This is a genomic window from Prochlorococcus marinus str. MIT 9314, from assembly GCF_000760035.1.
Lineage (GTDB): Bacteria > Cyanobacteriota > Cyanobacteriia > PCC-6307 > Cyanobiaceae > Prochlorococcus_A > Prochlorococcus_A marinus_B.
The window spans coordinates 53,591-77,688 of sequence record NZ_JNAO01000002.1 but is presented as its reverse complement, the minus strand read 5'-3'; the positions used below and the strand labels follow the sequence as shown (position 1 = coordinate 77,688).

The window sequence follows — 24,098 nt, the reverse complement described above, 5'->3', positions numbered from 1 at the left end:
TTCAAAGTAAATATGCAGTCTATCTCTCCAGAAACTATATACAGGGGAAATTCTGCTTGGGAAAAATCTTTACCTCAAATTACTAAATTAACTAAAAGTCCATTAATTTTAGGTAGAGGTATTCAAACGAATAATTTGAGAAATAATATTTTTAATGATTTAAAAAATCAAAAACTCAATGTAAATTCTGCTAATTTACAATTTGATTGTTGTTACGAAGATATTTCAAGAGTTAAGAATATTATTTCAAATAATAATAATGATTGTGTTATAGCGGCTGGAGGAGGCAAAGTTCTAGATTCTGGAAAATATATAGCCGAGTCTCTTAATATCCCTTGTATTACAGTTCCCCTTAGCGCCTCTACATGTGCTGGTTGGACAGCCTTATCGAATATTTATACAAAGGATGGTCAATTTATAAAAGATGTTGCATTAGGATCTTGCCCGAAAATACTAGTTTTTGATCATAAATTTATTCAAACAGCTCCATCAAGAACTCTAGCAAGTGGCATAGCAGATGCCTTGGCAAAATGGTACGAATCCTCAGTAACAAGTTCAAAAATAAATGATGGCCTTGTTCAACAAGCAATTCAGATATCCAGAGTTTTAAGAGATCAACTATTAATAGATGGAGGAAAAGCATTTAAGGGGCAATTTGAAAATAATCCATCTTGGCAAAATACTGTAGAGGCATGTGGACTTACAGCAGGATTAGTTGGTGGTATTGGTGGAGAAAAATGTAGGACAGCAGCAGCACATGCTATTCATAATGCAATTACTCAGATAATCACCCCTAATAAATTCTTACATGGTGAGATTGTTGGGGTTGGATTATTATTGCAATTAAGACTAGAAGAAATGAAAAATAATAATAAATTAGCTGATCAATCAATTAAACAATTATTTGTACTTATGAAAGAATTGAATTTGCCAACTACTATCGGACAACTTGGAATAAATGTTTTTGAAAATAATAATCTAGAGAAAATTGCCGATTTTACTTTTCGAGATAAATCTGAGATTCACTTTTTGCCTTTTGAAATTAATAAACGAGACATAATAGAGGTTATTTCAAATTTTGAACAACAAAAAATTAAAACATAAATATTTTTTGACTAAAAACAATTTTGAACAACTAAGTGATTTAAATGCAGAATTTTTCGAAAGTGCCAAATTGTCACTATTAGATCCTTTAGGTCTTTATTTGGCAAATGATGTTAAGTGGATAAAACTCAACCAAAATTGGAACTCCTTAAAATTTCCAGTAGTTATCGGAGGAAAAGGTCAACCTATACTTCTTCTACATGGCTTTGATAGTAGTTTTTTAGAATTCAGAAGAATATATAAATCACTAAAAAGAAATTTTAAAGTTATCGTTCCTGATCTTTTGGGTTTTGGTTTTAGTCCGAGGTGCGCAACAAATGAATACAATTCCTCGAAAATAATTTCGCATTTAATTGATCTCCTTAAGACATTAAAAATAACAAAGAATCTAAAAATTATAGGTGCCTCTATGGGAGGCTCATCAGCTTTAAAACTTGCTTATGAAATTCCTGATTCTATTGATAAAATTATCCTTTTGTCCCCAGCCGGATTATTTGGAGAACCTAAGAGTGTCCCTTTTCCTCTTAACCAAATTGGCGCCTCATTTCTTGGATTGCCTCAGGTCAGAAAAAGTCTTTGTAGGCAAGCATTTGCTTTTCCAGATGAATGCGTTGGTAAGATGGAAGAGCAAATTGCTTCAATTCATCTAGGTTGTAAAGGATGGAGGAATTCACTTGCATCATTTGCAAAAAGTGGTGGGTTTGCAGGAACTCAAAAATATATCCAAAATATACCAATCAAAACATTATGTGGAGAAAATGATCGAATTCTTGGAAAAAAAGAGCTTAAAAAAATAGGAAATATTGAAAAATTAAATTTTGTAGGGTTACAAAATTGTGGTCATCTTCCGCATATAGATCTTCCATCATTATCTAGTAAAATTATCCAAGATTATTTTTTGGAATAAAAGATTTCTTAATTAATTTAGATACTTGAGAATTATAAAAATATAATACAAAACAGATGGAGTAAAGATGTAACTGTCAATTCTGTCAAGAATCCCTCCATGTCCGGGCAAAAAAGTTCCGGAATCTTTTATTTTTGCATCTCTCTTCATCATAGATTCAATTAAATCTCCAACTAATGCCATAAGAGAAATTGAAATTCCATAAATTATTCCAACAATTAATGGGTTTTCCCAATTCATTAAAAATGCGAAAAATATTGCTAGTAAAATTGAACAGGATATTCCTCCAATTAAACCTTCTATAGTTTTGCTCGGAGATATTGGAGAAAGAGATGTTTTACCAAATGACTTCCCAATAAAATAAGAACCAATATCACTAGCCACAATTAAAAAACAAGAAGTTAAAGTTAAATGTAGACCCGTAGTATTTGATAAGTTCTCAAGAGACATAAAACCCTGATTTGAGCCTATTATCACTGAATCTAATCCCCTTAACTTAATCCAGTAACTAGGTAAAAAACCTAAATAGAATAATCCAAAAATAGATGCTGCGATATCTGAAATCGTCCCAGGTTTTGGTTGCAAAAGTAACCAAGTACATATCCCAACTGAACAGATGGGCAAAATTGAATTTGAAATTTCTCCTTCAAGCACACCAATGGTCTCAAGATAAGTAGATACTATAATAATAAAGGATGAAAATAATGTGGTTTTTGTAGCTGGTCTTATTCCTTTGAATTCTGCCATTCTAAAAAATTCTAATAATGCTAAATATGTAAGCAACGCAGTTGCTAATGTAAAAAACCATCCCCCCAACAAAACAACAATTAAACCAAAAATTCCTATAATCAATCCGCTTTTTAATCTCATATGAAATTGCTATGTTTATAAGACCTTTATATTAAAATTTACCAGATCTTTGTTACATAAACTTTGATTATTTATCCAATTAAACCTATCTAAATCAATTTTTTCTCCAGGAACTAGTAAAGGTATCCCTGGAGGATAAGGGCAAATAATATCTCCGGATACTTTATTCAATGATTCTGAGAAAGGAATACTCTTAGTCTCACTTCTCCAAGCAATTCCAATTTCGATTTCGGGGGCTTGAATAAATTTAAAGGGCGATTTAAGTACTTCTAAACTTTTTGATTTTTTGGAATTTAATAGTAATTTTTTCCATAACTTTTCAAATAAATTAAGAAAATCTTTTTGATTACCAAATCCTAGGCAAAAAGTGAGAGTCATCATTTCTGGCAATTCAGCAATAAGGCCATTTCTATAAAAAAATTTATCAGCAGTAAAACCATCAATCCCAGCCTTGGAGGTATTTAATACAATTTTCAAGGGATCTTGAGTTTCTATGAGAGGAATATTTTTTTGAATTAATTTTTTGTAAATAATTTTTGCCTCTAAAATTCTTTTTTGATATTTTGATAAACTTTTTTTATTAAGCCAGTCCCTAATAGACTCTTCACAAGAAGAAAGTAATAAGGAACTTGGACTAGTAGTTTGCAACAAATTTATACTTTTGATTAAATTGCCTTCATTTATTAAATTCCCTTTGTACCAAAGTGCCGCCGTTTGAGTTAATCCATTGAGCGACTTATGTAATGAATTAACGACTAAATCAGCGTTTGATGATAAGGCGGGTTTTGGTAAATTAAGGTTTTCACAAAAAAGGAAATATGAACCATGGGCTTCATCAACTAAAACAGGTAAATTTTTTTGATGGCAACAATCTATTAAAGGCTCTAAATCTCCGGCATAACCATGATAAGAGGGATTTACAAGAATCACCCCTGCAATTTTATTCTCATCAAAATTTAATTTTTTAAATACGTTGTCCAACCAAATTTTTGTAATTGGTTTGTAATGTCCCGTAACGGTTGAAAATTCTAGATCAAAAAATATTGGATTTATATTCTGCATCGCACAGATTTTTATAACACTTATGTGAACATTTCTAGGCATCAGGATATTTTCGCCTGGATTTGCCATTGAAATTACTGCTGATTGTATTAATCCCGAAGCCCCATTAACTCCAAAAAAACATCCTTTAGCCCCAAATTTGTCAGAGAATTCTCTTTGAGATTTAGCAATTAATCCGCTTTGGGATAGTGGTGAACCTATCTCTGGTAGCTCGGGCAAGTCCCAATACCCAGGGTGATTTTTTAATAGCTTTACTAATTTCTTTGGTAAAGCTGCCCCTCTGTTATGAGCGGGAAAGAATAAAGACTTTAAAAACTTTTTAGTAAGAAAAGATGAAATGCTCATAAAGTATTATTGACATATATAGAATGGACTACATGGCAATCTTTTTTTGATTTTTTTAACTTTAATGAAAAGATCTTATTCGAAATATTCAGCAAAAGATGACTTACTTTGGTTGATTTTGAGACCATGGATTTTTATCCCAAGAGTTTTATATATCCTTTTAACTTTTATTTTTCTTTTTTTAAGAATACTTTTTCAAGGTAACAGTAAAAATAAAAATGTACAAAAAAATCTCTCGAAATATCTTTTTGATGTAATAACAGATTTAGGACCTTGTTTTATCAAATTAGGCCAAGCACTCTCAACTAGGCCAGATCTTGTTAGACAAGATTGGCTTACAGAACTTACAAACTTACAAGATAATCTCCCTGCATTTGACCACAAAATTGCTTTAAAAATCATTGAGGAGGAACTTGGATCACCAGCTAATGAATTATTTGAAGAGTTTCCAGATAGACCTATTGCTTCAGCAAGTTTAGGTCAAGTTTATAAAGCAAAGATAAATAATTCTTATTTAGCGGTGAAAGTACAGCGGCCAAATTTGTACTTTCTCATAAGAAGGGACGTTGTAATCTTAAGGTTTTTAGGAAGTTTTTTATCACCACTCTTACCATTAAATATAGGTGTTGGAATTGGAGAAATAATTGATGAATTCGGTAATGCACTTTTTGATGAAATTGACTATGAAAAAGAGGCCGAAAATGCCTTGAAGTTTGCAAATTTATTTAAAGAAAACCCAAATATATTTATCCCTAAACTAGAAAAACAGTTTTCATCCAAAAGGGTAATCACAACTTCTTGGATTGATGGAGTTAAGTTAAGAGATCGAGCTTTACTGGAGGAAAATAACTTAATACCTGCATCGTTTATAAAAACATGTGTCATTAGTGGTCTTCAGCAATTATTTGAATTTGGATATTTTCATGCAGACCCACATCCTGGAAATATGTTTGCTCTAAAAGGAGGCAATTCAGATTGTGGGAATTTAGCTTATGTTGATTTCGGAATGATGGATACAATCACAAATTCAGATAGACTTACTCTTATTAAGGCAATTGTTCACATAATAAACGAAGAATATTATCTTCTTGCAGAAGATTTTCAGAAATTAGGTTTTTTAACCAAAGAGCAAGATCTTCAAAAACTTGTTGAACCATTAAAAGAAGTTCTGGGAGGATCTTTTGGCGCTGAGGTTGGTAATTTTAATCTTAAAAATGTAACTGACAAATTCTCAAAACTAATGTATTCCTATCCCTTCAGAGTTCCCAGTAGGTTTGCCTTAATAATAAGAGCCGTTGTTAGTCAAGAAGGTTTAGCACTAAGGTTAGATCCTGAATTTAAAATTTTAAAAATAGCTTATCCATATATTGCTAAAAAACTCCTGACTGATAATTCTGAAGAGATTTTAGACATACTTATAGAAGTCGTTTTTGATAAAAAAGGTCATATTCAAATAGAAAAAGTTGAAAGTTTATTAAACATTTTATTTAGAGATTCAGAGAATATTAATTCAGATCTCATACCAGTTGCGAATGCTGGATTGAAATTATTTGTCAGTAAAAAAGGATCCGAAGTTAGGAAGAATCTTCTTTTAAGTCTTATAAAAGATGAAAAATTAGAATTAAATGATGCAAAAAAGCTCTTAGCTTTAATTAGAGATACTTTTAGCCCTCTGAATATTGCAAAAAGTGCAGTACAAAATATTATCTCTACAGTCTAGTTTTTATATCTAATTAACTTACTTATGATTGTAATTCGATTAGAATTGGTTGTAATGTTTTAAAAATAAGAAGTAAAAAGTATTATTTATTTTTGGAAATTAAATGAATATTTTGAAAAATCTCTTTTTACTTAACAAAAAATCTGAAAAAAATAAAGACTATAGTTATGAACTTGTTGACCAATATATTGAAATTGCAAATTTGGTAAAAGAAGCAAGAACGCAACAAAACCTTACAATTAAAGAATTGTCATACATTTCAAAAATTCCTGAACGAATAATAAACTCTATTGAAAATAATAATAAAAATATTAGGCCAGAGTATCCTTTTATAAGATCTATATTAATTAAATTAGAGGAATGCTTAGTATTAAAAAAAAATACATTATTAAATTTAGCAGTTGAAGAAAGAAAAATTTTAAGGAAAGAGGGAAAGGATTTTCTTTTCAGGAAATTCGATCTTATCAATACATGGCAAGGAAGCTTTTTGTATTTTTTTATATTAGTTTTTACTATATTTATTTTAAAAAGATACTTTATTTTAAATGTAAATGTTATTGAGATTGAAAATATTGAAAATCATGTTGTTGATAAATAATTTTTAATAAATTTTACTTTGGAGTTCTTCCAAAATTATTTCCTAGCTCACTAAAGCTTCTCATATTATCATCTATTTCTTCTAAAGGACGATTTAACTTCCATTTCCAGTTATTTTTTGTGGTACCAGGTTTGTTTAATCTACTTGAATCATCTAGAGATAATAGATCTTGTAATGGAGCAATAAAAAGATTAGCATTAGTTTTCATGCCAATTTTTATTAAATCCCAAGAAGGATTTTCTGAAAATTTATACTCATCTTTTATTCTTTTTTTGGATTCATAATCTAAATATTTCCACCAGGAAACAGAAGTAGAGTTGTCGTGAGTACCTGTATAAACAACCCAATTTTCTCCTTCAATATTCTTAGGTAAATAAGGATTATCTTCATTGCCATCAAAAGCGAATTGTAATATTTTCATGCCAGGCAGTTCGAAGTTTTTTCTTAATTTCTCCACATCTGGAGTTATTACTCCCAGATCCTCTGCAATAACTGGTAGATAGTTACCCCCTAGATCTTGTTTCACTTTATTTAATAGTGTTTTACCTGGAGAATTTATCCATTTTCCATTAATTGCCGTTTTAGAACTGCCATTAACCCTCCAGTAACCGGCTAAACCCCTGAAATGATCAAATCTCAATATGTCAACAAGTTCAAATTGTCTTTGAAATCTTTTTCTCCACCAATTGAAATTAGTTCTTTTATGCTTTGACCAAAAGTAAGTTGGGGTACCCCATAATTGTCCTGTTGATGAAAAATAATCAGGTGGTACACCACTTTGAAAGATTAAATCTCCATTTTTAAAAATTGAAAATAATGATTTATTACTCCATACGTCAGCGCTGTCTCTGGAAACATAAAAAGGCAAATCTCCTATTAACTTAATATTTCTCGATTTTGCAAAGTTTTTAATGACGCTCCATTGCTCATCAAGATGCCACTGTATTAATTTTTTTATAAGTATCTCTTCACTTTTTTTCTTTATCCATGATTCTAAGAACTTGTTATTTTTTATTTTAAATTCTTGAGGCCATTCCCACCAAGGCAACATATTAAATTCCTCTCTGATAACAACAAATGTTGCATAATCCTCAACCCAAGAATTCCTACTGACCCATTGGTTAAAATTAATTTTTCTTTCTTCAGATTGTGAACTCCAACCTTGCAAAAGGAGAAGACCTATTTTTTTTGTTAAGTCTTCCGCGATATTAAAATCAAAATGATCTTTATCTTGATTTGTTGGACCTAGATTATCTTTATTTGAAATGAAGATAAAACCTTTTTCGATTAAATTATCTATATCCAAAAACCATGGGTTTAGTGCAAAACTAGATGGGGAACTATATGGAGAACCTGTCGAGTCAGTAGGAGTAAGAGGTAAAAATTGCCAGTATTCAATTCCATGCTTATGAAGTTTTTTTATCCAATCTTTAGCTCCTCTTCCAAAAGTTCCACATACTCTTCCTCCTGGAATACATGTTGGATGCATAAGTACGCCTAATGATTTTCTTGGAATAATTGACTCTATAGGCATGTTTAAATATATTTTATTTTTTACACTTAACGTGTTTTTAATTCTCTAAATTCAACCATATACAAATTTTTTTTAATTGACAAATATCATTACCTGATTTTTAGTATGAATAAATATAAATTCTAATTTTTAATCAAAAATTTTTTTTCTTAATTGGATTTGACTTTTAAAAACATCTATTCATTATCTTTTGCGAAATTCACATAAACGACTACGATAAGAATATAGTTCTATGTTGCAAATTACGTGACAAGTTTTATCACGGCAATGCAGAATAAAGAATCTAACTTTAATCTTACTAATAGTAGATTAAGATTAGTAAGTGGGACAACAAATCCTAAATTAGCTGAAGAAATTGCATCATACTTAGGAATTGAAAATGTACCTTTAATATCTAAAAGATTTGCAGATGGAGAACTTTATGTCCAGATCCAGCAATCTATTAGAGGTTGTGATGTATTTCTCATACAACCTACATGCGCTCCTGTAAACGATAGTTTAATGGAGCTTATGATCATGGTTGACGCATGTAAGAGAGCTTCAGCAAGACAAATAACGGCTGTCATCCCCTATTTTGGATATGCAAGGGCAGATAGAAAGACCTCTGGAAGAGAGTCTATAACTGCAAAACTAACTGCTAATTTACTAGAGAAATCAGGAGTTGATAGAGTTCTTGCTATGGACTTACATTCGGCTCAAATTCAAGGTTATTTTGATATACCATGCGACCATATTTATGGTTCACCTGTGTTAATTGATTATCTAGAAACTTTAGATTTAGAAGAAATAGTTGTAGTCTCCCCTGATGTAGGAGGAGTGGCGAGAGCTAGAGCATTTGCAAAATTAATGAAGGATGCGCCGTTGGCGATCATTGATAAAAGGAGATCTGCGCATAATATCGCTGAAAGTCTAACGGTTATTGGTGAAGTCAAAGGTAAAACGGCCATTCTTATAGATGACATGATAGACACTGGAGGCACAATTTGTTCTGGAGCTCATTTGCTAAAAAAGGAAGGAGCTAATAGGATATTTGCATGTGCCTCACATGCTGTATTTTCCCCTCCTTCTTATGAAAGATTAAGCACTAAGGATCTCTTCGAACAGGTTATTGTGACTAACAGCATACCAGTTAAAAATAAAGATGATTTTCCACAGTTAAAAATACTTTCTGTCGCAAATATGTTGGGGGAAGCTATTTGGAGAATCCACGAAGAAAGTTCCGTTAGTTCAATGTTTAGATAAAAGGAATTATTTATTTTACAATCCTTGTAATTTCTTGAGTCTCTCAGTTTCAATCTTAAATTGGTTTTCAATTTTTTCAGGAACGTTATCAGGACAGACTTGAAGAGCAGATTCTACTAATTGCAGAGATGCAATAAATTGTAATTGCTTAATATCAACTTTTTGTTCTTTCTTTTTTTCTATTATTTTCCCTCCATGTTTTTGTGAAACTACTGATGCGAAAGTTGATGAAGCAACGTTTAATGTTTTTGGGAAATCCAAATCAAATCCTTTTCTTGTTGCATTACATAGGAATGAAACTCCCATTCCATGATATAAATCTAAATCATTTTTGTTAGCAGGGGAATTTTTAACATTTGCACTTGCATTATTAGTTTTATTTATATCAAACAAAAAAAATGAAAAAATTAAAGGAATTAGAAAAACTCTTGATATCTTAAAACCCATATTTGATTTATTAGTTAATAATATTAAAGATAACATTATTTATTTTTTAAACTTAATCTGCTTACAGAAGTTATTTAATAATTTTAATTTCGTGATGATTCTCAACTATTTTTAGTTTATTTTTTTTCCATGAATATATAACCCTAAATCTATAATTATCAGAATCTACAAGCCTTGTATGTTCAATTATATACCAATCTTTATAAGAAGATTCAAAAATCATTTCGTGTTCGTCGACTTGCTTAATATTTGAAATCCCTTCATCATTACTTAAATAAAAATTTTCCCTCATAAGTTGATGGCCTTTTAAAAATGCAAGCATTTCTCCACTTTCTTTGTACTGGGGATTTTCGTCAAAGAAATTATATTTTTTTTCTGGGAACCAAGTAAATTTATAGTGAGACTCCCATTCAGATTTACTCTCGAGAGCTTGAATATTTATATTCATGATTAAATTATAAGTTTTTTGTGCTTCATCGAGAAAATATGTTCTATTAGATTGCCAAAATCCAATATTCCTTGAAAACCACCTTTTTAAATTACTATTTAAATTGATTTCTGGAGAGTTTTCACCAAAATGTAAATTTTTCTTTGGATTAATAGCAACCATTTATAAAAAAGTCCTATTTATTTAATAGCCGATCTGTAAAATAAAAAAAAATATCTTAAGGTGTTTATAAGGATTAACAGCTTTTCAACACTTCAGAGGAATTCTTTTGAATGATAAAAAACAGTTAAAATTAATACTTGTGGCAGCTAGAAATCAACTTTCTAGTAATGATATTAAGTCCCTAATATCTTATTTGGAATCAGATGATTGTGAATTTGAGATATCTCTTCAGATCTCTGAGCCAACAGAACAGCCAGAATTACTTGAATTACATAGATTAGTCGCTATTCCTGCTCTTATAAAGCTTTCCCCAGCTCCAAAGCAAATATTTGCTGGAAGTAATATTTTTTCTCAGTTGCAAAAATGGTTGCCAAGGTGGACTCAGGAAGGCTTAACAAAAAATCTTGGAATTAATTTGCAACCATCCAAAATTGATTCAATAAGAACTCAAAAAGAATTTCTATTGGAAGACGAACTTCTTGTTTTAAGACAAGAAAATGAGACATTAACAAAAAGAATAGAATCTCAGGAAAGATTATTAAGAATGGTCGCGCATGAATTAAGAACTCCTTTAACTGCTGCAACGTTGGCTGTTCAAAGTCAAAAACTAGGACAAATAGATATTTCAAAATTGCAGGAGGTAATTAAAAGACGTCTTGAAGAGATCGAACTCTTATCGCAGGATCTTTTAGAGGTTGGAACAACTAAATGGGAAGCATTATTTAATCCTCAAAAAATTGATTTAGGTAATATTAGTGCTGAAGTAATACTCGAATTAGAAAAATTCTGGAGATTAAGAAATATTGAAATTGATACTGATATTCCATCTGATCTGCCAAGTGTATTTGCAGATCAAAGAAGAATGAGGCAAGTTTTTTTAAATTTAATTGAAAATGCTATTAAATTTTCTAAAGACTCTGGATCTATAAAAATCACTATGATTCATAAGACAAATCAATGGGTAGAAATAACAATTTGTGACAAAGGTGCAGGCATTCCTTTGAGCGAACAAAAAAGAATTTTTCTTGATAGGGTAAGACTTCCCCAGACTTCTGAAGGAACTTCAGGATTTGGAATAGGGTTATCAGTATGTAGAAGAATAGTACAAGTCCATGGAGGAAGAATATGGGTCGTATCTGAAATTGGTGAAGGTTCCTGCTTCCATTTCACAGTTCCTGTGTGGCAAGGACAAAACAAAGAGCAACAATACTTGACGAAAGGCTAGCCTTACTCTTAGTTTTTAATAAGCTGTCATGCTAATTTCCTGGCCCCATCGTCTAGAGGCCTAGGACACCTCCCTTTCACGGAGGCGACAGGGGTTCGAATCCCCTTGGGGCTATTAATTTAAATTTATAACGATCTTTTTAATGATTTTGCTTGCCTATCTACGGCAATTAAATTTTCTGAAAGATCCTTTTTCAGTCTTTTTTCTATCATCCTTATCGGCATCCACTGACAACCTTGAACAGTAAGATCATAAACTAGTGAAATTTTTGAAGTATTTTTAATATTTCGTATTTGCCAACTACCTTCAAATTTCCTGAAATCTCCTTTTATCAAATTGAATTTCAATAGGCCAAGCTCCTTATCTTCAAATAAGTCTATAGTTACTTCAGCTGAAAATTTCATGCCTAGGAAATCCTGAGCACCTACTTGTTTAAGGTGTACATTATTGTCCTTTTGAAATATTTTTTTGCTCGATAAGAGATTTGGTATGTAAAGATTTAGTCGATCATAATCTGTTAAAACACTCCACAAAGAATCGAAACTTGCAGAAGTTGTTAGTTGAGCTGCCAGACGTCTTGTTCCGCCAGAAAGCTTTTCCATCGTCTGCTCAATTGTCCTGATATCATTGTCTTTGCAATGATTCATTGATTCTTGAGGGTTGTTCATACAATAAATTTTTAATTAGATAAAAATTATTTCTGTGTAACTATACTGATAAAAACAATAAAAACTGAAAAATAAAAATAATTTCACCTATTTATTCCGATCTCAAAACGTAACCATTTTTGTAAAATCACTACAAATTAAACTACAAATTGATAATCTTTTATTAAAGAAATTTAAAAAATGTATTCACAAGCAAAAGTAATCGCGGGGGGATTAGCTCATATACCAGTGGTAATAGCTGTTTTTTATTTTATACTCACAACTTTTAATAAAAGAGCTTTAAAATTTGTTGAACAAGCAAAAACAAAAAAACCTGAATCAAAAGCTTTGGAACCAAAAAAACCGGTTGTTTCGAAAGCAGAAAATTCAAAAATAGAAGCTCAGAAAACAGAAACTCCAAAAGTGACAAAGAAAAAACATGCAGATGTTCCAGTCAATATTTATCGTCCTAAGACACCATTCGAAGGAACAGTCATTGAAAATTATAGTCTTCTCAAAGAAGGAGCAATTGGTAGAGTTAATCACATAACTTTCGACCTTAAAGATAGTGATCCATTTTTAAATTATGTAGAAGGTCAAAGTATTGGTATCATGCCTGCTGGTGAAGATGCTAATGGAAAACCTCACAAATTAAGACTGTACTCAATAGCTAGTACCAGACATGGAGATAACTTTAATGGGAATACAGTTTCTCTTTGTGTAAGACAGCTTCAATATGAAAAAGATGGTGAAACAATTAATGGTGTCTGTTCCACTTACTTATGCGATATTAAGCCTGGAGATAAAGTAAAAATAACGGGTCCTGTAGGTAAAGAAATGCTTCTCCCTGATGAGGAGGATGCGAATATTGTTATGTTGGCCACTGGAACTGGAATAGCTCCAATGAGGGCTTATTTAAGAAGAATGTTCGAACCAACTGAAAAAGAAAAAAATAAATGGAATTTCAAGGGTAAAGCTTGGTTATTTATGGGTGCACCAAAATCGGCTAATTTGTTATACGAAGAAGATCTTCAAAGATACCTCGCTGATAATCCAGATAATTTTAAATATACAAAAGCGATTAGTCGTGAGCAGCAAAATACAAAAGGTGGAAGAATGTACATTCAAGACAGAGTTTTAGAGTCAGCCAATGAACTTTTCAATATGATTGAAGATGAAAAGACACACATTTATCTTTGTGGATTAAAGGGTATGGAACCTGGAATAGATGAAGCAATGACTAAGGCAGCAGAAGAAAAAGGCTTGAATTGGTCAGAATTAAGACCTCAATTAAAAAAAGCAGGAAGATGGCACGTAGAAACTTACTAAATCTTTAATATTTAGATTTAAGTTTTAACTACTAAATACTTTTTGGTTTAGACACAATTTGTAGCTAATATTTGAAAAAAAGAGGATTTTAAATAAAGAACACTAAAAATATGCCTTCAATTTTAAGTAATCCTCTAAGATTAGGTTTACGTCAAGAAAGAGTCATATCTCCACAATGCTTAGTAATATTTGGTGCTAGTGGGGACCTTACTCATAGAAAATTAATACCAGCCTTATTTGAACTCTACATGCAAAGAAGAATTCCGAGTGAATTTGGAATAGTTGGTTGTGCGAGAAGACCTTGGACTGATGATGAGTTTAGAGAAAAGATGAAAGTAAAGCTATCAAATCAAATTTCTGGTAAAGAAAGAGAGTGGGAACAATTTTCTAATTATCTTTTCTATGAACCAGTTGACTTACAGCAAAGTGATCATGTCGTACGGCTTTCTAGAAGATTAAATGAAATTGATAAAACACAAGCTACTCATGGAAATAGAACATTCTATTTATCAGTATCTCCGAATTTCTATGCAAGTGGATGTAAAGCTCTTAAAGAAGCTGGCCTTTTAGATGACCCGAAGAAAAGTCGTTTAGTGATTGAAAAACCTTTTGGAAGAGATTATTCAAGTGCAAAAAAATTGAATAAGATCGTTCAAAGTTGCGCTGAAGAAAGTCAGATTTATAGGATTGATCATTATTTAGGTAAAGAAACAGTTCAGAATATTCTTGTTTTGAGGTTCGCTAATACAATTTTTGAACCAATTTGGAACAGAAACTATATATCAAGTGTTCAAATTACTTCATCTGAAACAGTGGGTGTCGAAGATAGAGCAGGTTATTACGAAAGCTCAGGTGCTTTAAGGGATATGCTACAAAATCATATGACTCAAATGCTTGCTGTTACTGCTATGGAACCTCCTGGAAAGTTTGAACCAGAAGCAATAAGAAATGAAAAAGCTAAGGTCCTTCAAGCTTCAAAGCTTGCTGACGAAAATGAACCGTGGAATTGTTGCATAAGAGGTCAATATGGAGAGGGAGGAAATATTTCAAATCGACTCAAAGGATATAGGCAGGAAGATGGTGTTAATTGTAATAGTACGACAGAAACTTATATTGCGACAAAAGTTTTCGTTGATAACTGGCGTTGGCAAGGGGTTCCTTTTTATTTGAGAACAGGTAAAAGACTACCTAAAAGACTTGGAGAAATAGTCTTGACTTTTAAAGACGTTCCTGTACATTTATTTGAATCAACAATAATAAATCCTGCCCCAAATCAACTTATCCTTAGAATTCAGCCAAATGAAGGTGCTACATTCAAATTTGAGGTAAAATCTCCAGGTTCTGGTATGAAATCAAGACCTGTTGAGATGGAATTTTCTTATGATGAATCATTTGGAGAACCCTCAGATGAAGGCTATGTAAGATTATTAGCTGATGCAATGCTTTCTGACCCAACCTTATTTACGCGAAGTGATGAAGTAGAGGCAGCCTGGAAACTTTATACGCCTTTAATAGAATTGATGGATAATTCTCCTTGGAAGTTACCTATTTATAATTATGAATCTATGACGTGGGGACCTCCTGAGTCTGATCAATTAATTTCAAAAGATAATATTTTCTGGCGTAGACCTTAAAAATGAAACCTCAACTAACACTCCAAACCCCCTTAGAGCTGCCTTATCAGGAAATTTCAGATTACCTCAATAAATTATGGATATCAGAAGATAAAGATAATAGTGGAGCTAATACTTTTACATTAATGGTCTGGCAGCCTGCTTGGTTAGAACAATGTTTGGTTCAAAAAGGATTAGTAAATGGACCAATTACGGGGAATTTAAGTCCAGAGATAATTGAAGTTGCAAAAAAATTTATGTTAGATCAAGGACTTCCTATCACTACTTCCCTTAATAGTGAAGAATTATTGAATTTGTTGAAGGAAAATTTATCTAATAAAGACTTTGAAGATTTTAGAGGACAATTTTTTGAATCATCAATAAGTACATTGAATCCAAGAAGATTAATAACTCTAGCGCCAACATTAAATAAAAATTCAGATATCAAAACTTTTGTATCCGCTTATTGTCCATTAAGTGATACTCCATCAATGCAACCTATATGTGGGGATTTAGTCGTAATTAGAGGGGACTCGGCCTCAATATCTAATAAAGGATTAAAAATAATTGATGAATTAACTTTTGATGAATTGCCTTCATGGTTATGGTGGAATGGAAGCTTAGATGAATCGCCTGAAATCTTCGAATATTTTACTAATTATGATATAAGGCTGATAATTGATACTGCTCTTGGATCGCCTCAAAGATGTTTAAAAGTTTTAGATCAATTAGATAATTCAAATAAAGCTATTAATGATTTGAATTGGGTTAGATTGAAAAATTGGAGGGAATCATTGGCAATGATTTTTGATCCGCCTTCTAGGAGACCAATTTTAGATCATATTACTGATATTGACATTGATATCGCAGGAGATCATATGATTCAAGCTTTGTTTTTGATTGCCTGGATTAGCGATAAACTTGGGTGGTCTTTTCTAAGAGTTGAAAGGGATAGAGAATTAACAAAAATAGAGTTTGAAAGAATTAATGGCGAAATAATTTCTGCATCAATTAATCCCTTATCTTTGGGAAATCCAAGTATACATTTAGGACAAGTTATTGGATTGAGGCTGATTTCAAAAATTAGTGAGGTTCAAAAAAATAACACTTGTGTAATACTTGGCTGTGAATCAGTGGAATGTATGAGACTTGAAGCAGGGGGAATGGCTAATATGGAATTAATAGAACAAGTTGTTCCAAATTCTTTTTCTACATCAGAATACGATGTTAGTAAATTATTGGGAAGTAGTAGAGGAAATACCAGCCCTCTTTTTGAAAATTCTATTAAAATAGCCCTTCAAATATTTAATGGTTTTAATAACTAATAGATGCCTTGTGTAATATCTTCTCCTTCAACTGATAGTGGGAAAACTACATTATCCCTTTTACTATCTTGTTGGGCGTTCTCAAAAGGTATAAAGATACAAACTTTCAAGGTAGGCCCTGATTATCTTGATCAACAACAACTTAGTTCAATTGGCCAACCTATTTGTAGGAATTTAGATATTTTTTTAAGTGGTGAGGAATGGGTTCAAGAAAGTTTTTTTAAACATTCTTTGAAATATGAATACTCATTAATTGAAGGCGCAATGGGTCTATTTGATGGATTAGGTTCAACAACCTATTCCAGTACAGCAAATATCTCTAAACTTCTCAATGCTCCAATAATTTTTATTGTTAATGCTAGAGGTCAAGTAGCCTCTCTTTTGGCAACCATTCGAGGTTTTAGAGATTTTGATAGTGAGTTGTCAATTTCAGGAATTATATTTAACAACGTTAATTCAGATAGGCATAAAAAATTAATCAAAGAAGTTTTTAAAAATGAAGACATTGAAATTCTTGGATTTTTGCCATCTGATTCAAAAATAACTTTAAACAAAGCTAATTTAGGTTTGATATCTCCAATGGATAGTGGAAAAGAAATTGATGTTGAATATTTTGCAAATTTCGCCGAAAGAAATCTTGAAGTATTTTCTCTTATTAAATTCCTGAAATCTCCTCAAAAGAAAATATTTAATTCTGTCAATTTTAAAGATTTGAAAATAGATAAAAGTAAGCCTATTGCAATAGCAGAAGATAAAATCTTTCATTTTCAATACCCTGAAACTAAGGAATTTTTGAGTGAAATAGGCATACCATTGATTTCATGGAGTATTTATGATGATGAAGAAATACCTAATGAGGCTTCTTCTTTAATTATTCCTGGGGGGTTCCCTGAAAAATATGCTGATCATATAAGTAGCTCTATAAAAAGCTTAAATTCATTGAGGAAATTCCGCAAAAATGGATTTATATATGCTGAGTGCGGAGGGATGATGATTTTAGGAGACTATATAAAAGACGAAAATGGTAATAATCATAAAATGAGTGGCATCCTGCCTTTTAGATCAAGCAAAAGTAAACTTTCAGTAGGTTATAGATACATTGAAGGTTTAAAAGATACTCCGATCATTAAACAAAATCAATTAATTAGAGGACATGAATTTCATTATTGGGGAATTGAAAATAATTTATCTGAACTTGATTTCGGAAAAGCTGAGAATCAGAAGAAACTTTCTTCCCCATGGAAAATTAAATCTTGGGAAACTGAATACAAAAATGAAGGCTTTTTTGATGAAAAGTTACATGCAAGTTGGGTTCACTTACATTTGCCAAGTTCTCCAGAAGTCGCAAAAAACTTTATAGATGCCACCCAAATTAGTTCTTCAAAACATTCTTAATTTATTATCAAATTAAATATTTTGAGAGGAGAACCTAAAAAAAACATCCCAGGCAATGTGATTAATGGTCCTAAGAAACTCCCTACCATGACTTCAATTTTTGTATGGCCCAAGGTTTCTTTTAAAAGTAATTCAGATTGAGGGTCTAGTCTTTTTGATATTTTATTGATTTCTGCAGCTTGAATTCCAGCTGATTTTCGAACGCCACTAGCGTCATACAAAACTATTAGTGATACAGCAACTGATAATGCAAATATTGAGCTATCAAATCCCAATTCATAACCTATACCAGATGTGGCGCCAGTTATTAAGGCCGAATGACTTGAAGGCATACCACCTGTCTCGAACATAATTCCAAATCTTATCTCACCAGTTGAAAAGAAATTAAATACAATTTTAAAAAATTGAGCTAGCAAACAGGATAATAAGCTCCAGAAAAGAACTGAATTATTAAAAAAGGAAAAAAACTCTGACATAAATTAAAAACAATTATTTATCTCTATTTGTAATAAAGTCGGCTAATGATATTAAATACTTTGCGTCTGCACCCCAAGGCTCAATTGCTTTTTTGGCTTTTTCAACTAAATCAAATGCTCTTTTCTTTGACTCCTCCATTCCAAGTAATTTAGGGTAAGTAGTTTTATCAGCCAAAAGATCTTTGCCAGCAGTTTTACCAAGCTTTTCACTGCTGGAAGTTAAATCAAGAATATCATCTATGATTTGAAAGGCTAACCCTATTCCCTCTGCATATGTTGTGAGAGCTTGTAAAAGTTTTTCGTTAGCGCCTGCGATCATTGCGCCAGTTCTTACGCAGGCCTTTAGTAAAGCCCCAGTCTTGTGAAGATGAATATATTCGAGAGTTTCAAGGTCGACTTCTTTGCCTTCGCATTCCAAATCAACAACTTGTCCTCCGACTAGCCCTGGTGCGCCAGAAACTAAGGATAATTCGCCAACTACATTTAATAATCTATTTGGATCGACTCCAGGACTTCTTAAAGAGACCATTTCAAAGGCCCTTGTTAATAAAGCATCGCCTGCAAGAATAGCTATCGCATCTCCATATACTTTATGATTTGTCGGCCTACCTCTCCTCAAGTCATCATTATCCATTGCGGGCAGATCATCATGAATCAAGGACATTGTATGGATCATTTCTATTGCTACCGCAGTAGGAACAGCAAGAGAAGGTTCTCCTCCGGCCAGTGAGCAGGATGCTAAACATAAAATTGGACGTATTCTTTTCCCTCCAGCTAAAAGGGAATATCTCATTGATTCTCTTAATATTTCTGGATTCTCAGGGCCCAAGGAAAAATCAAGTGCTTCTTCTACAACCTTTTTTGTGTTTTTAAGATATTTTTCAAAATCAGAAATACTATTTATAACTTCAGTCATTTTATACCTTTAGTAAAAAATTTTTCATCATAGATTTTATGGCAAAAGATCATTAAGAGTTGATGATAAACCAAATTGTTTTTGCCAGCTAAAAATAGTATTTACAAGTAACATTGTTACTGTCATTGGACCAACACCTCCTGGTACAGGTGTGTAAGCAAATACTTTAGAAATTACATCTTCTAATAATACATCGCCACATAATCTGGTTTGTTTTTTATCAGAACTTTTTAATCTATGTATTCCAACATCAATAATTACTGCTCCTTCTTTCACAAAACTCGAATCTACAAGATTAGGTTTCCCTGCAGCCGCAATTAGAATGTCTGCTTCTTTACAGACTTTATTCAAATGTAATGTTTTAGAATGAGTAATTGTTACCGTGCCATTTAGATTCAAAAACATAAGCGATAGAGGTTTCCCAACAAGCAAACTTCTCCCAATAACGACAATCTTCTTACCTTCAATTGTAATATTTTGGGATTTTAATAAATTAATAATTCCTGCTGGTGTGCATGATCTCATCGCAGGCTCATTTTTCACTAATTTGCCAATGTTTATCTCATTTAATCCATCCACATCTTTGCTTGGATTAATATGGCTGATCAGTCTTTGCTCGTCAAACTTCTTTGGGATGGGAAGTTGTAGTAGTATGCCATCAATATTCTTATCAGAATTAAGTTTGATTATTAATTGTTCAACTTCTTTTTGTTCTACACTATCTTTTAAATGAAAGATAAAGCTCTTTATTCCAATCCTTGAACATGCTTTTTCTTTGTTATTGACGTAAACACCACTAGCAGGGTCTTCCCCTATTCTTATTACAGCTAAACCGGGAACTCTTTTTGCAAATTTTTTATTATTAGAGATATAGTAATTTAATCTTTCTTCTATTTCAAGAGATAATTTTTTACCATCTAATTTTAAGGACATTTAGAAAAACATCTCCTTTTTATACCTAGCATGCCTATAATTTTAAATTATTCAAATAGATTAATCTATATTCTGTGCAAAACATCACAACTACCTTAAAGAAATTGTTTTATCTGTGGAGGCGAAGTCAAGTCCCAGTAAAACAACCAATTAAAATTTCAAGAATAGACAATCTCATAATTTTTTTAGTATGCATTCTAATTTCAATAATTTCTTCTTATAAACTACTTCTTATCTCTCCTTTAAATATCCCAGATATTGTTTCTTGGCTTTTGACCTTTACTGAAATACTTATTAGTTCCGGAGTTTTGATATTAGTTTCAAAAAAAGAGAATCCCACAATTTCTTCAAGACAGATCTTCTTGATCATTACTCTTCTTTTAGCAGTTCAAGTTACGAAATTAGCCTTAGCTTCAAGCATAAGTCCATTATCTATGATAATTCCACCGGCATTAATAATATCTCAAGGAATGGGAAGCATAACAGCTTTAACTTGGGTATCAATAGCGAGTCTTATTTGGCCTGATCCAGAAATTGTTATCAATAACAATTTATTTTTTATTTTATTAGTTTGCGCTTCGATAGTATCTCTTCTTGGAGGAAGAATAAGAAGTAGAGCTCAGTTACTTCAACTATCAATTTTTGTACCCTTAGGATCGTTCTTTAGTCAATGGATATTGATAGGTAAGGATAATATATCTCTTATTAACAAACAAGATTTTGTTTTAGCTAATAGAGATATATTTTCTGATTCCTTGCTTTTGGCAATAGTTATGCTTTTTACGATCTTATTTATTCCCATTTTTGAATCGATTTTCGGATTATTAACTAAAGCAAGATTACTTGAATTGGCTGATAAGGAGAAACCTTTAATTAGAAGATTGTCTCTAGAAGCTCCTGGTACTTTTGAGCATACCTTACTTATATGTGGTTTAGCAGAGGAAGCAACAAGAATGATTGGTGGTGATATTGATCTAATTAAAACTGGGGCTTTATATCATGATGTTGGCAAATTGCATGCACCTAACTGGTTTATTGAAAATCAGGATGGTTCAAAAAATCCGCATGACGAATTAGATGATCCGATTAAAAGTGCAGAAGTATTACAGGCTCATGTTGATGAAGGATTGAAATTTGCAAGAAAAAATAGACTACCTAAACTGATAGCTAATTTTATTCCTGAACATCAAGGCACCCTAAAAATGGGTTATTTTTTTCAAAAAGCTAAAGAAAAAAATCTCGATATTAATGAATATTATTTTAGATACAAAGGCCCTATCCCTCAGTCAAAAGAAACAGCTATTTTAATGCTTGCGGATGGATGTGAAGCAGCACTAAGAGCTATGAATATTAATGCATCTGATAAAGAAGCTTTGGCAACAATCTCTAATATTATCTACTCGCGAAAGAAAGATGGGCAATTAGATGATAGTAATTTATCGAAAGGAGAAATTTTTCTAATAAAAAGGGCATTTTTGAATGTGTGGAAAAGAATTAGACATAGAAGAATTCAGTATCCAACTAGCAAGAATAATACTTTTTCTTAATTTTAAATTTTATAACCTAATACTTCTTCGATGTTTTGGATTACACCAATAAAGTAGAGCTAACGTACTCAATAATGTTGTTAAAAGGGTAAACCCACCAATTCCATAAATGTCTTGAAGAGTTATGAGCCTTACAACTGAATAAGGACCCATACCAGAAATTACCATTGCTAAGGATACTAGAGTTAAAGTTACTCCCCATTTTCTTTCTGCTAAAAGAGCTGCTGAAGAAACTATTCCAACAATTGCAGCAGGCCATCCAAGACTTATGGCAAGAGTTATATTCGCAACTTTTAGTGGAGGCCCATAACTTATTATTAATGCGATTATTGGAAGTGCAATTATGTTGCCGATTAAGCCAATCCACGAAAGTGCCCAATATCCAAGTACCCTTTCTCTCATTATTTACTGCTTTAACTATTAATTTAATCTACAGTATTGTGAGACTACTTTTAATGCTACTTAATAATCCTAAGAAAATAATTTAATTTGCAGGATTGGATAGAAATTTATTATCAGAATTCTCTAAATTATCAAATTGTGGATGAATTGAATTTTTTTTCTCAGAAAATACAAGTCTATTTAAAGCATTAACGTAAGCATTCGCTGCAGCAACTACAACGTCTGTATCAGCAGAATGACCAGAATATATTTTATTATCCCTTCTTATTCTTATTGTTACTTCGCCCAAAGCATCAATTCCTTCTGTTACCGACTTAACAGAAAATTCAATTAATTCATTAGGAACTTTAGCTAATTTATTTAAAGCCTCGCATACAGCATCAACAGGTCCAGTCCCTATTGATACAGCAGTGTCTTCACTATTATCTTCCGTGTTTATAAGCGAAATAGTGGCAGTAGGTTTAGAGGCGTTACCACAACTTACTTGTACAAGATTTAATTGAAATTTAGCTTCTGGGAGCTGAACTTGTTCACTAACAATTGCTTCTAAGTCTCTATCAGTAATTTCTCTTTTCCTGTCAGCTAAATCCTTAAAACGAGCAAAAGCATCATTTAAATCTTCTCGACTCAAGTCATATCCCATCTCTTCTAATCTTGCTCTTACCGCACTTCTTCCACTAAGTTTCCCTAAAGAAATTTTGTTTTCACTCAAACCAACAGTTTTTGCATCGATAATTTCGTAAGTTAGTCTATTTTTTAAAACACCATCCTGATGAATACCTGACTCATGTGCAAAAGCATTAGCACCCACAATTGCTTTATTAGGTTGTACAGTCATTCCAGTTAGGTTAGAAACTAGTCTAGAGGTTTTCGTTATTTCTTCTGTTCTTATAGCGGTAAGAGGAGTTGGGGAATCTGGATTTCTATTGAAAAAACTATTAAAAAAACTTTTCCTAACATGAAGTGCCATTACTAATTCTTCTAGAGAGGCATTCCCGGCTCTTTCACCAATTCCATTAATAGTACATTCTAGTTGTCTTGCTCCATTTTTTACTGCCTCAAGAAAATTGGCTACTGCTAAACCCAAATCATTATGACCATGAACCGAAATTACTGCCTCATCGATATTTGGAACATTTTTATTTATGTCGATAATTAGGTTGCCAAATTCACTAGGAGTTGTAAATCCAACAGTATCAGGGATATTTATTGTTGTCGCTCCTGCAGAAATTGCTAGTTGAATAACTTCGTATAAAAATTCAGGATCACTCCTTGAGGCATCTTCACAAGAAAACTCAATATCATCTACCAATGATTTTGCGTAATTAACCATTTCTGGAACTATTTGAAGAACATCTTTTCTGGATTTTTTAAGTTTATGTTTAAGATGAATATCACTTGTAGCAATAAAAGTATGTATTCTTTTCTTGGGAGCGGCACTTACTGCTTCGTAACATGCTTTTATATCTCCTTTAGACGCTCTAGCTAAACCACATATTATAGGGCCATTTTCTTTCCCTACAGCATTAGCAATTTTATTAACAGCTTTAAAATCTCCTGGACTTGCGAAAGGGAATCCTGCTTCAATAACATCCACTCCTAATCTTGCCAATTGATGGGCGATAGCAAGTTTTTCTTCGAGATTTAAACTGGCTCCAGGAGATTGCTCTCCATCTCGAAGAGTTGTATCAAATATCAAAATTCTTCCAGGATCTTTTGACATCAAAGGTAGTAAACTAAACTTATATTAAGCTAATTAAAAAACTTTGACTAGATTTACTTTAATAAAAATTCGCTGAAAGTTTAAAACTTAAATAATATTGGTTAAAATTCTAAAAAAAAAAATAAAAT

General features: G+C 32.0%; 22 protein-coding genes and 1 tRNA gene. 12 read left to right on the top strand and 11 right to left on the bottom strand.

Annotated elements, in window-relative coordinates; all coding sequences use genetic code 11:
• The first annotated feature begins 12 nt into the window (after nt 1–12).
• Nucleotides 13–1,104 carry an iron-containing alcohol dehydrogenase gene (locus tag EU98_RS07605; RefSeq protein ID WP_032515068.1) on the top strand — a complete coding sequence of 364 codons (1,092 nt, stop codon included), beginning with the start codon at nt 13–15 and terminating at the stop codon, nt 1,102–1,104.
• A 7-nt stretch (nt 1,105–1,111) separates the two neighbouring features.
• Entirely contained in the window at nt 1,112–2,011 is a 900-nt protein-coding gene (locus EU98_RS07610) for an alpha/beta fold hydrolase (RefSeq protein WP_032515107.1), read from the top strand.
• A 12-nt stretch (nt 2,012–2,023) separates the two neighbouring features.
• On the opposite strand, the gene EU98_RS07615 is transcribed toward EU98_RS07610, so the two are convergent.
• Both EU98_RS07615 and EU98_RS07620 read right to left on the bottom strand, forming a co-directional pair.
• On the bottom strand, nt 2,024–2,881 hold the full coding sequence (locus EU98_RS07615) for a phosphatidate cytidylyltransferase (RefSeq protein ID WP_032515067.1): 858 nt from the start codon (nt 2,879–2,881) through the stop codon (nt 2,024–2,026).
• Between the two features lie 15 nt (nt 2,882–2,896).
• Nucleotides 2,897–4,288 (bottom strand): aminotransferase class I/II-fold pyridoxal phosphate-dependent enzyme, encoded by a 1,392-nt coding sequence (locus EU98_RS07620; protein ID WP_032515066.1) that lies wholly within the window; start codon nt 4,286–4,288, stop codon nt 2,897–2,899.
• Between the two features lie 64 nt (nt 4,289–4,352).
• Between EU98_RS07620 and EU98_RS07625 the strand changes: the two genes are divergently transcribed.
• Nucleotides 4,353–6,008 (top strand): ABC1 kinase family protein, encoded by a 1,656-nt coding sequence (locus EU98_RS07625; protein WP_032515065.1) that lies wholly within the window; start codon nt 4,353–4,355, stop codon nt 6,006–6,008.
• A 103-nt stretch (nt 6,009–6,111) separates the two neighbouring features.
• Nucleotides 6,112–6,606 carry a helix-turn-helix domain-containing protein gene (locus EU98_RS07630; protein WP_032515064.1) on the top strand — a complete coding sequence of 165 codons (495 nt, stop codon included), beginning with the start codon at nt 6,112–6,114 and terminating at the stop codon, nt 6,604–6,606.
• A 13-nt stretch (nt 6,607–6,619) separates the two neighbouring features.
• Here EU98_RS07630 and malQ read toward each other — a convergent pair whose 3' ends face one another.
• A complete protein-coding gene (gene malQ / locus EU98_RS07635) occupies nt 6,620–8,140 on the bottom strand; it encodes a 4-alpha-glucanotransferase (RefSeq protein WP_032515063.1) in 1,521 nt (506 codons plus the stop codon).
• A gap of 246 nt (nt 8,141–8,386) precedes the next feature.
• Between malQ and EU98_RS07640 the strand changes: the two genes are divergently transcribed.
• The gene (locus EU98_RS07640) at nt 8,387–9,382 is read left to right on the top strand and encodes a ribose-phosphate pyrophosphokinase (RefSeq protein WP_032515062.1); all 996 of its coding nucleotides are present in this window, start codon (nt 8,387–8,389) and stop codon (nt 9,380–9,382) included.
• A gap of 15 nt (nt 9,383–9,397) precedes the next feature.
• On the opposite strand, the gene EU98_RS07645 is transcribed toward EU98_RS07640, so the two are convergent.
• Nucleotides 9,398–9,865: a Villin headpiece domain-containing protein gene (locus EU98_RS07645; RefSeq protein ID WP_241466371.1), complete on the bottom strand. Its 468-nt coding sequence runs from the start codon at nt 9,863–9,865 to the stop codon at nt 9,398–9,400.
• Nucleotides 9,866–9,899: 34 nt separating this feature from the next.
• Nucleotides 9,900–10,439 (bottom strand): hypothetical protein, encoded by a 540-nt coding sequence (locus tag EU98_RS07650; protein WP_032515061.1) that lies wholly within the window; start codon nt 10,437–10,439, stop codon nt 9,900–9,902.
• Between the two features lie 106 nt (nt 10,440–10,545).
• Between EU98_RS07650 and EU98_RS07655 the strand changes: the two genes are divergently transcribed.
• Complete coding sequence (locus EU98_RS07655; RefSeq protein WP_032515060.1) at nt 10,546–11,664, top strand: histidine kinase; 1,119 nt, start codon at nt 10,546–10,548, stop codon at nt 11,662–11,664.
• Nucleotides 11,665–11,705: 41 nt separating this feature from the next.
• Nucleotides 11,706–11,778, top strand: a tRNA-Glu gene (locus EU98_RS07660).
• A gap of 11 nt (nt 11,779–11,789) precedes the next feature.
• Here EU98_RS07660 and EU98_RS07665 read toward each other — a convergent pair.
• Entirely contained in the window at nt 11,790–12,332 is a 543-nt protein-coding gene (locus EU98_RS07665) for an SRPBCC family protein (RefSeq protein ID WP_032515059.1), read from the bottom strand.
• A 180-nt stretch (nt 12,333–12,512) separates the two neighbouring features.
• Here EU98_RS07665 and EU98_RS07670 point away from each other — a divergent pair, with 180 nt between their 5' ends.
• From EU98_RS07670 to EU98_RS07685, 4 genes are all read left to right on the top strand, one after another.
• The gene (locus tag EU98_RS07670; RefSeq protein ID WP_032515058.1) at nt 12,513–13,640 is read left to right on the top strand and encodes an FAD-binding oxidoreductase; all 1,128 of its coding nucleotides are present in this window, start codon (nt 12,513–12,515) and stop codon (nt 13,638–13,640) included.
• A gap of 110 nt (nt 13,641–13,750) precedes the next feature.
• On the top strand, nt 13,751–15,274 hold the full coding sequence (gene zwf / locus EU98_RS07675) for a glucose-6-phosphate dehydrogenase (protein ID WP_032515057.1): 1,524 nt from the start codon (nt 13,751–13,753) through the stop codon (nt 15,272–15,274).
• Nucleotides 15,275–15,276: 2 nt separating this feature from the next.
• Entirely contained in the window at nt 15,277–16,578 is a 1,302-nt protein-coding gene (locus EU98_RS07680) for a glucose-6-phosphate dehydrogenase assembly protein OpcA (RefSeq protein WP_032515055.1), read from the top strand.
• A gap of 3 nt (nt 16,579–16,581) precedes the next feature.
• Nucleotides 16,582–17,973, top strand: coding sequence for a cobyrinate a,c-diamide synthase (locus tag EU98_RS07685; RefSeq protein WP_032515054.1), 1,392 nt, complete (start codon nt 16,582–16,584; stop codon nt 17,971–17,973).
• On the opposite strand, the gene EU98_RS07690 is transcribed toward EU98_RS07685, so the two are convergent.
• The 3 genes from EU98_RS07690 to folD are packed head-to-tail and all read right to left on the bottom strand — an operon-like array spanning nt 17,970 to nt 20,298.
• Nucleotides 17,970–18,449: a divergent PAP2 family protein gene (locus tag EU98_RS07690; protein WP_032515053.1), complete on the bottom strand. Its 480-nt coding sequence runs from the start codon at nt 18,447–18,449 to the stop codon at nt 17,970–17,972. The genes EU98_RS07685 and EU98_RS07690 overlap by 4 nt on opposite strands.
• Before the next feature lie 13 nt (nt 18,450–18,462).
• Nucleotides 18,463–19,365 carry a geranylgeranyl diphosphate synthase CrtE gene (crtE, locus tag EU98_RS07695; RefSeq protein ID WP_032515052.1) on the bottom strand — a complete coding sequence of 301 codons (903 nt, stop codon included), beginning with the start codon at nt 19,363–19,365 and terminating at the stop codon, nt 18,463–18,465.
• Between the two features lie 36 nt (nt 19,366–19,401).
• Nucleotides 19,402–20,298: a bifunctional methylenetetrahydrofolate dehydrogenase/methenyltetrahydrofolate cyclohydrolase FolD gene (folD, locus tag EU98_RS07700; RefSeq protein ID WP_032515051.1), complete on the bottom strand. Its 897-nt coding sequence runs from the start codon at nt 20,296–20,298 to the stop codon at nt 19,402–19,404.
• Between the two features lie 74 nt (nt 20,299–20,372).
• Here folD and EU98_RS07705 point away from each other — a divergent pair, with 74 nt between their 5' ends.
• A complete protein-coding gene (locus EU98_RS07705; protein ID WP_032515050.1) occupies nt 20,373–21,845 on the top strand; it encodes an HDIG domain-containing metalloprotein in 1,473 nt (490 codons plus the stop codon).
• Between the two features lie 9 nt (nt 21,846–21,854).
• Here EU98_RS07705 and EU98_RS07710 read toward each other — a convergent pair whose 3' ends face one another.
• Both EU98_RS07710 and EU98_RS07715 read right to left on the bottom strand, forming a co-directional pair.
• Complete coding sequence (locus tag EU98_RS07710; protein ID WP_032515049.1) at nt 21,855–22,247, bottom strand: hypothetical protein; 393 nt, start codon at nt 22,245–22,247, stop codon at nt 21,855–21,857.
• Between the two features lie 82 nt (nt 22,248–22,329).
• Complete coding sequence (locus EU98_RS07715) at nt 22,330–23,970, bottom strand: 2-isopropylmalate synthase (RefSeq protein ID WP_032515048.1); 1,641 nt, start codon at nt 23,968–23,970, stop codon at nt 22,330–22,332.
• Between the last annotated feature and the right edge of the window lie 128 nt (nt 23,971–24,098).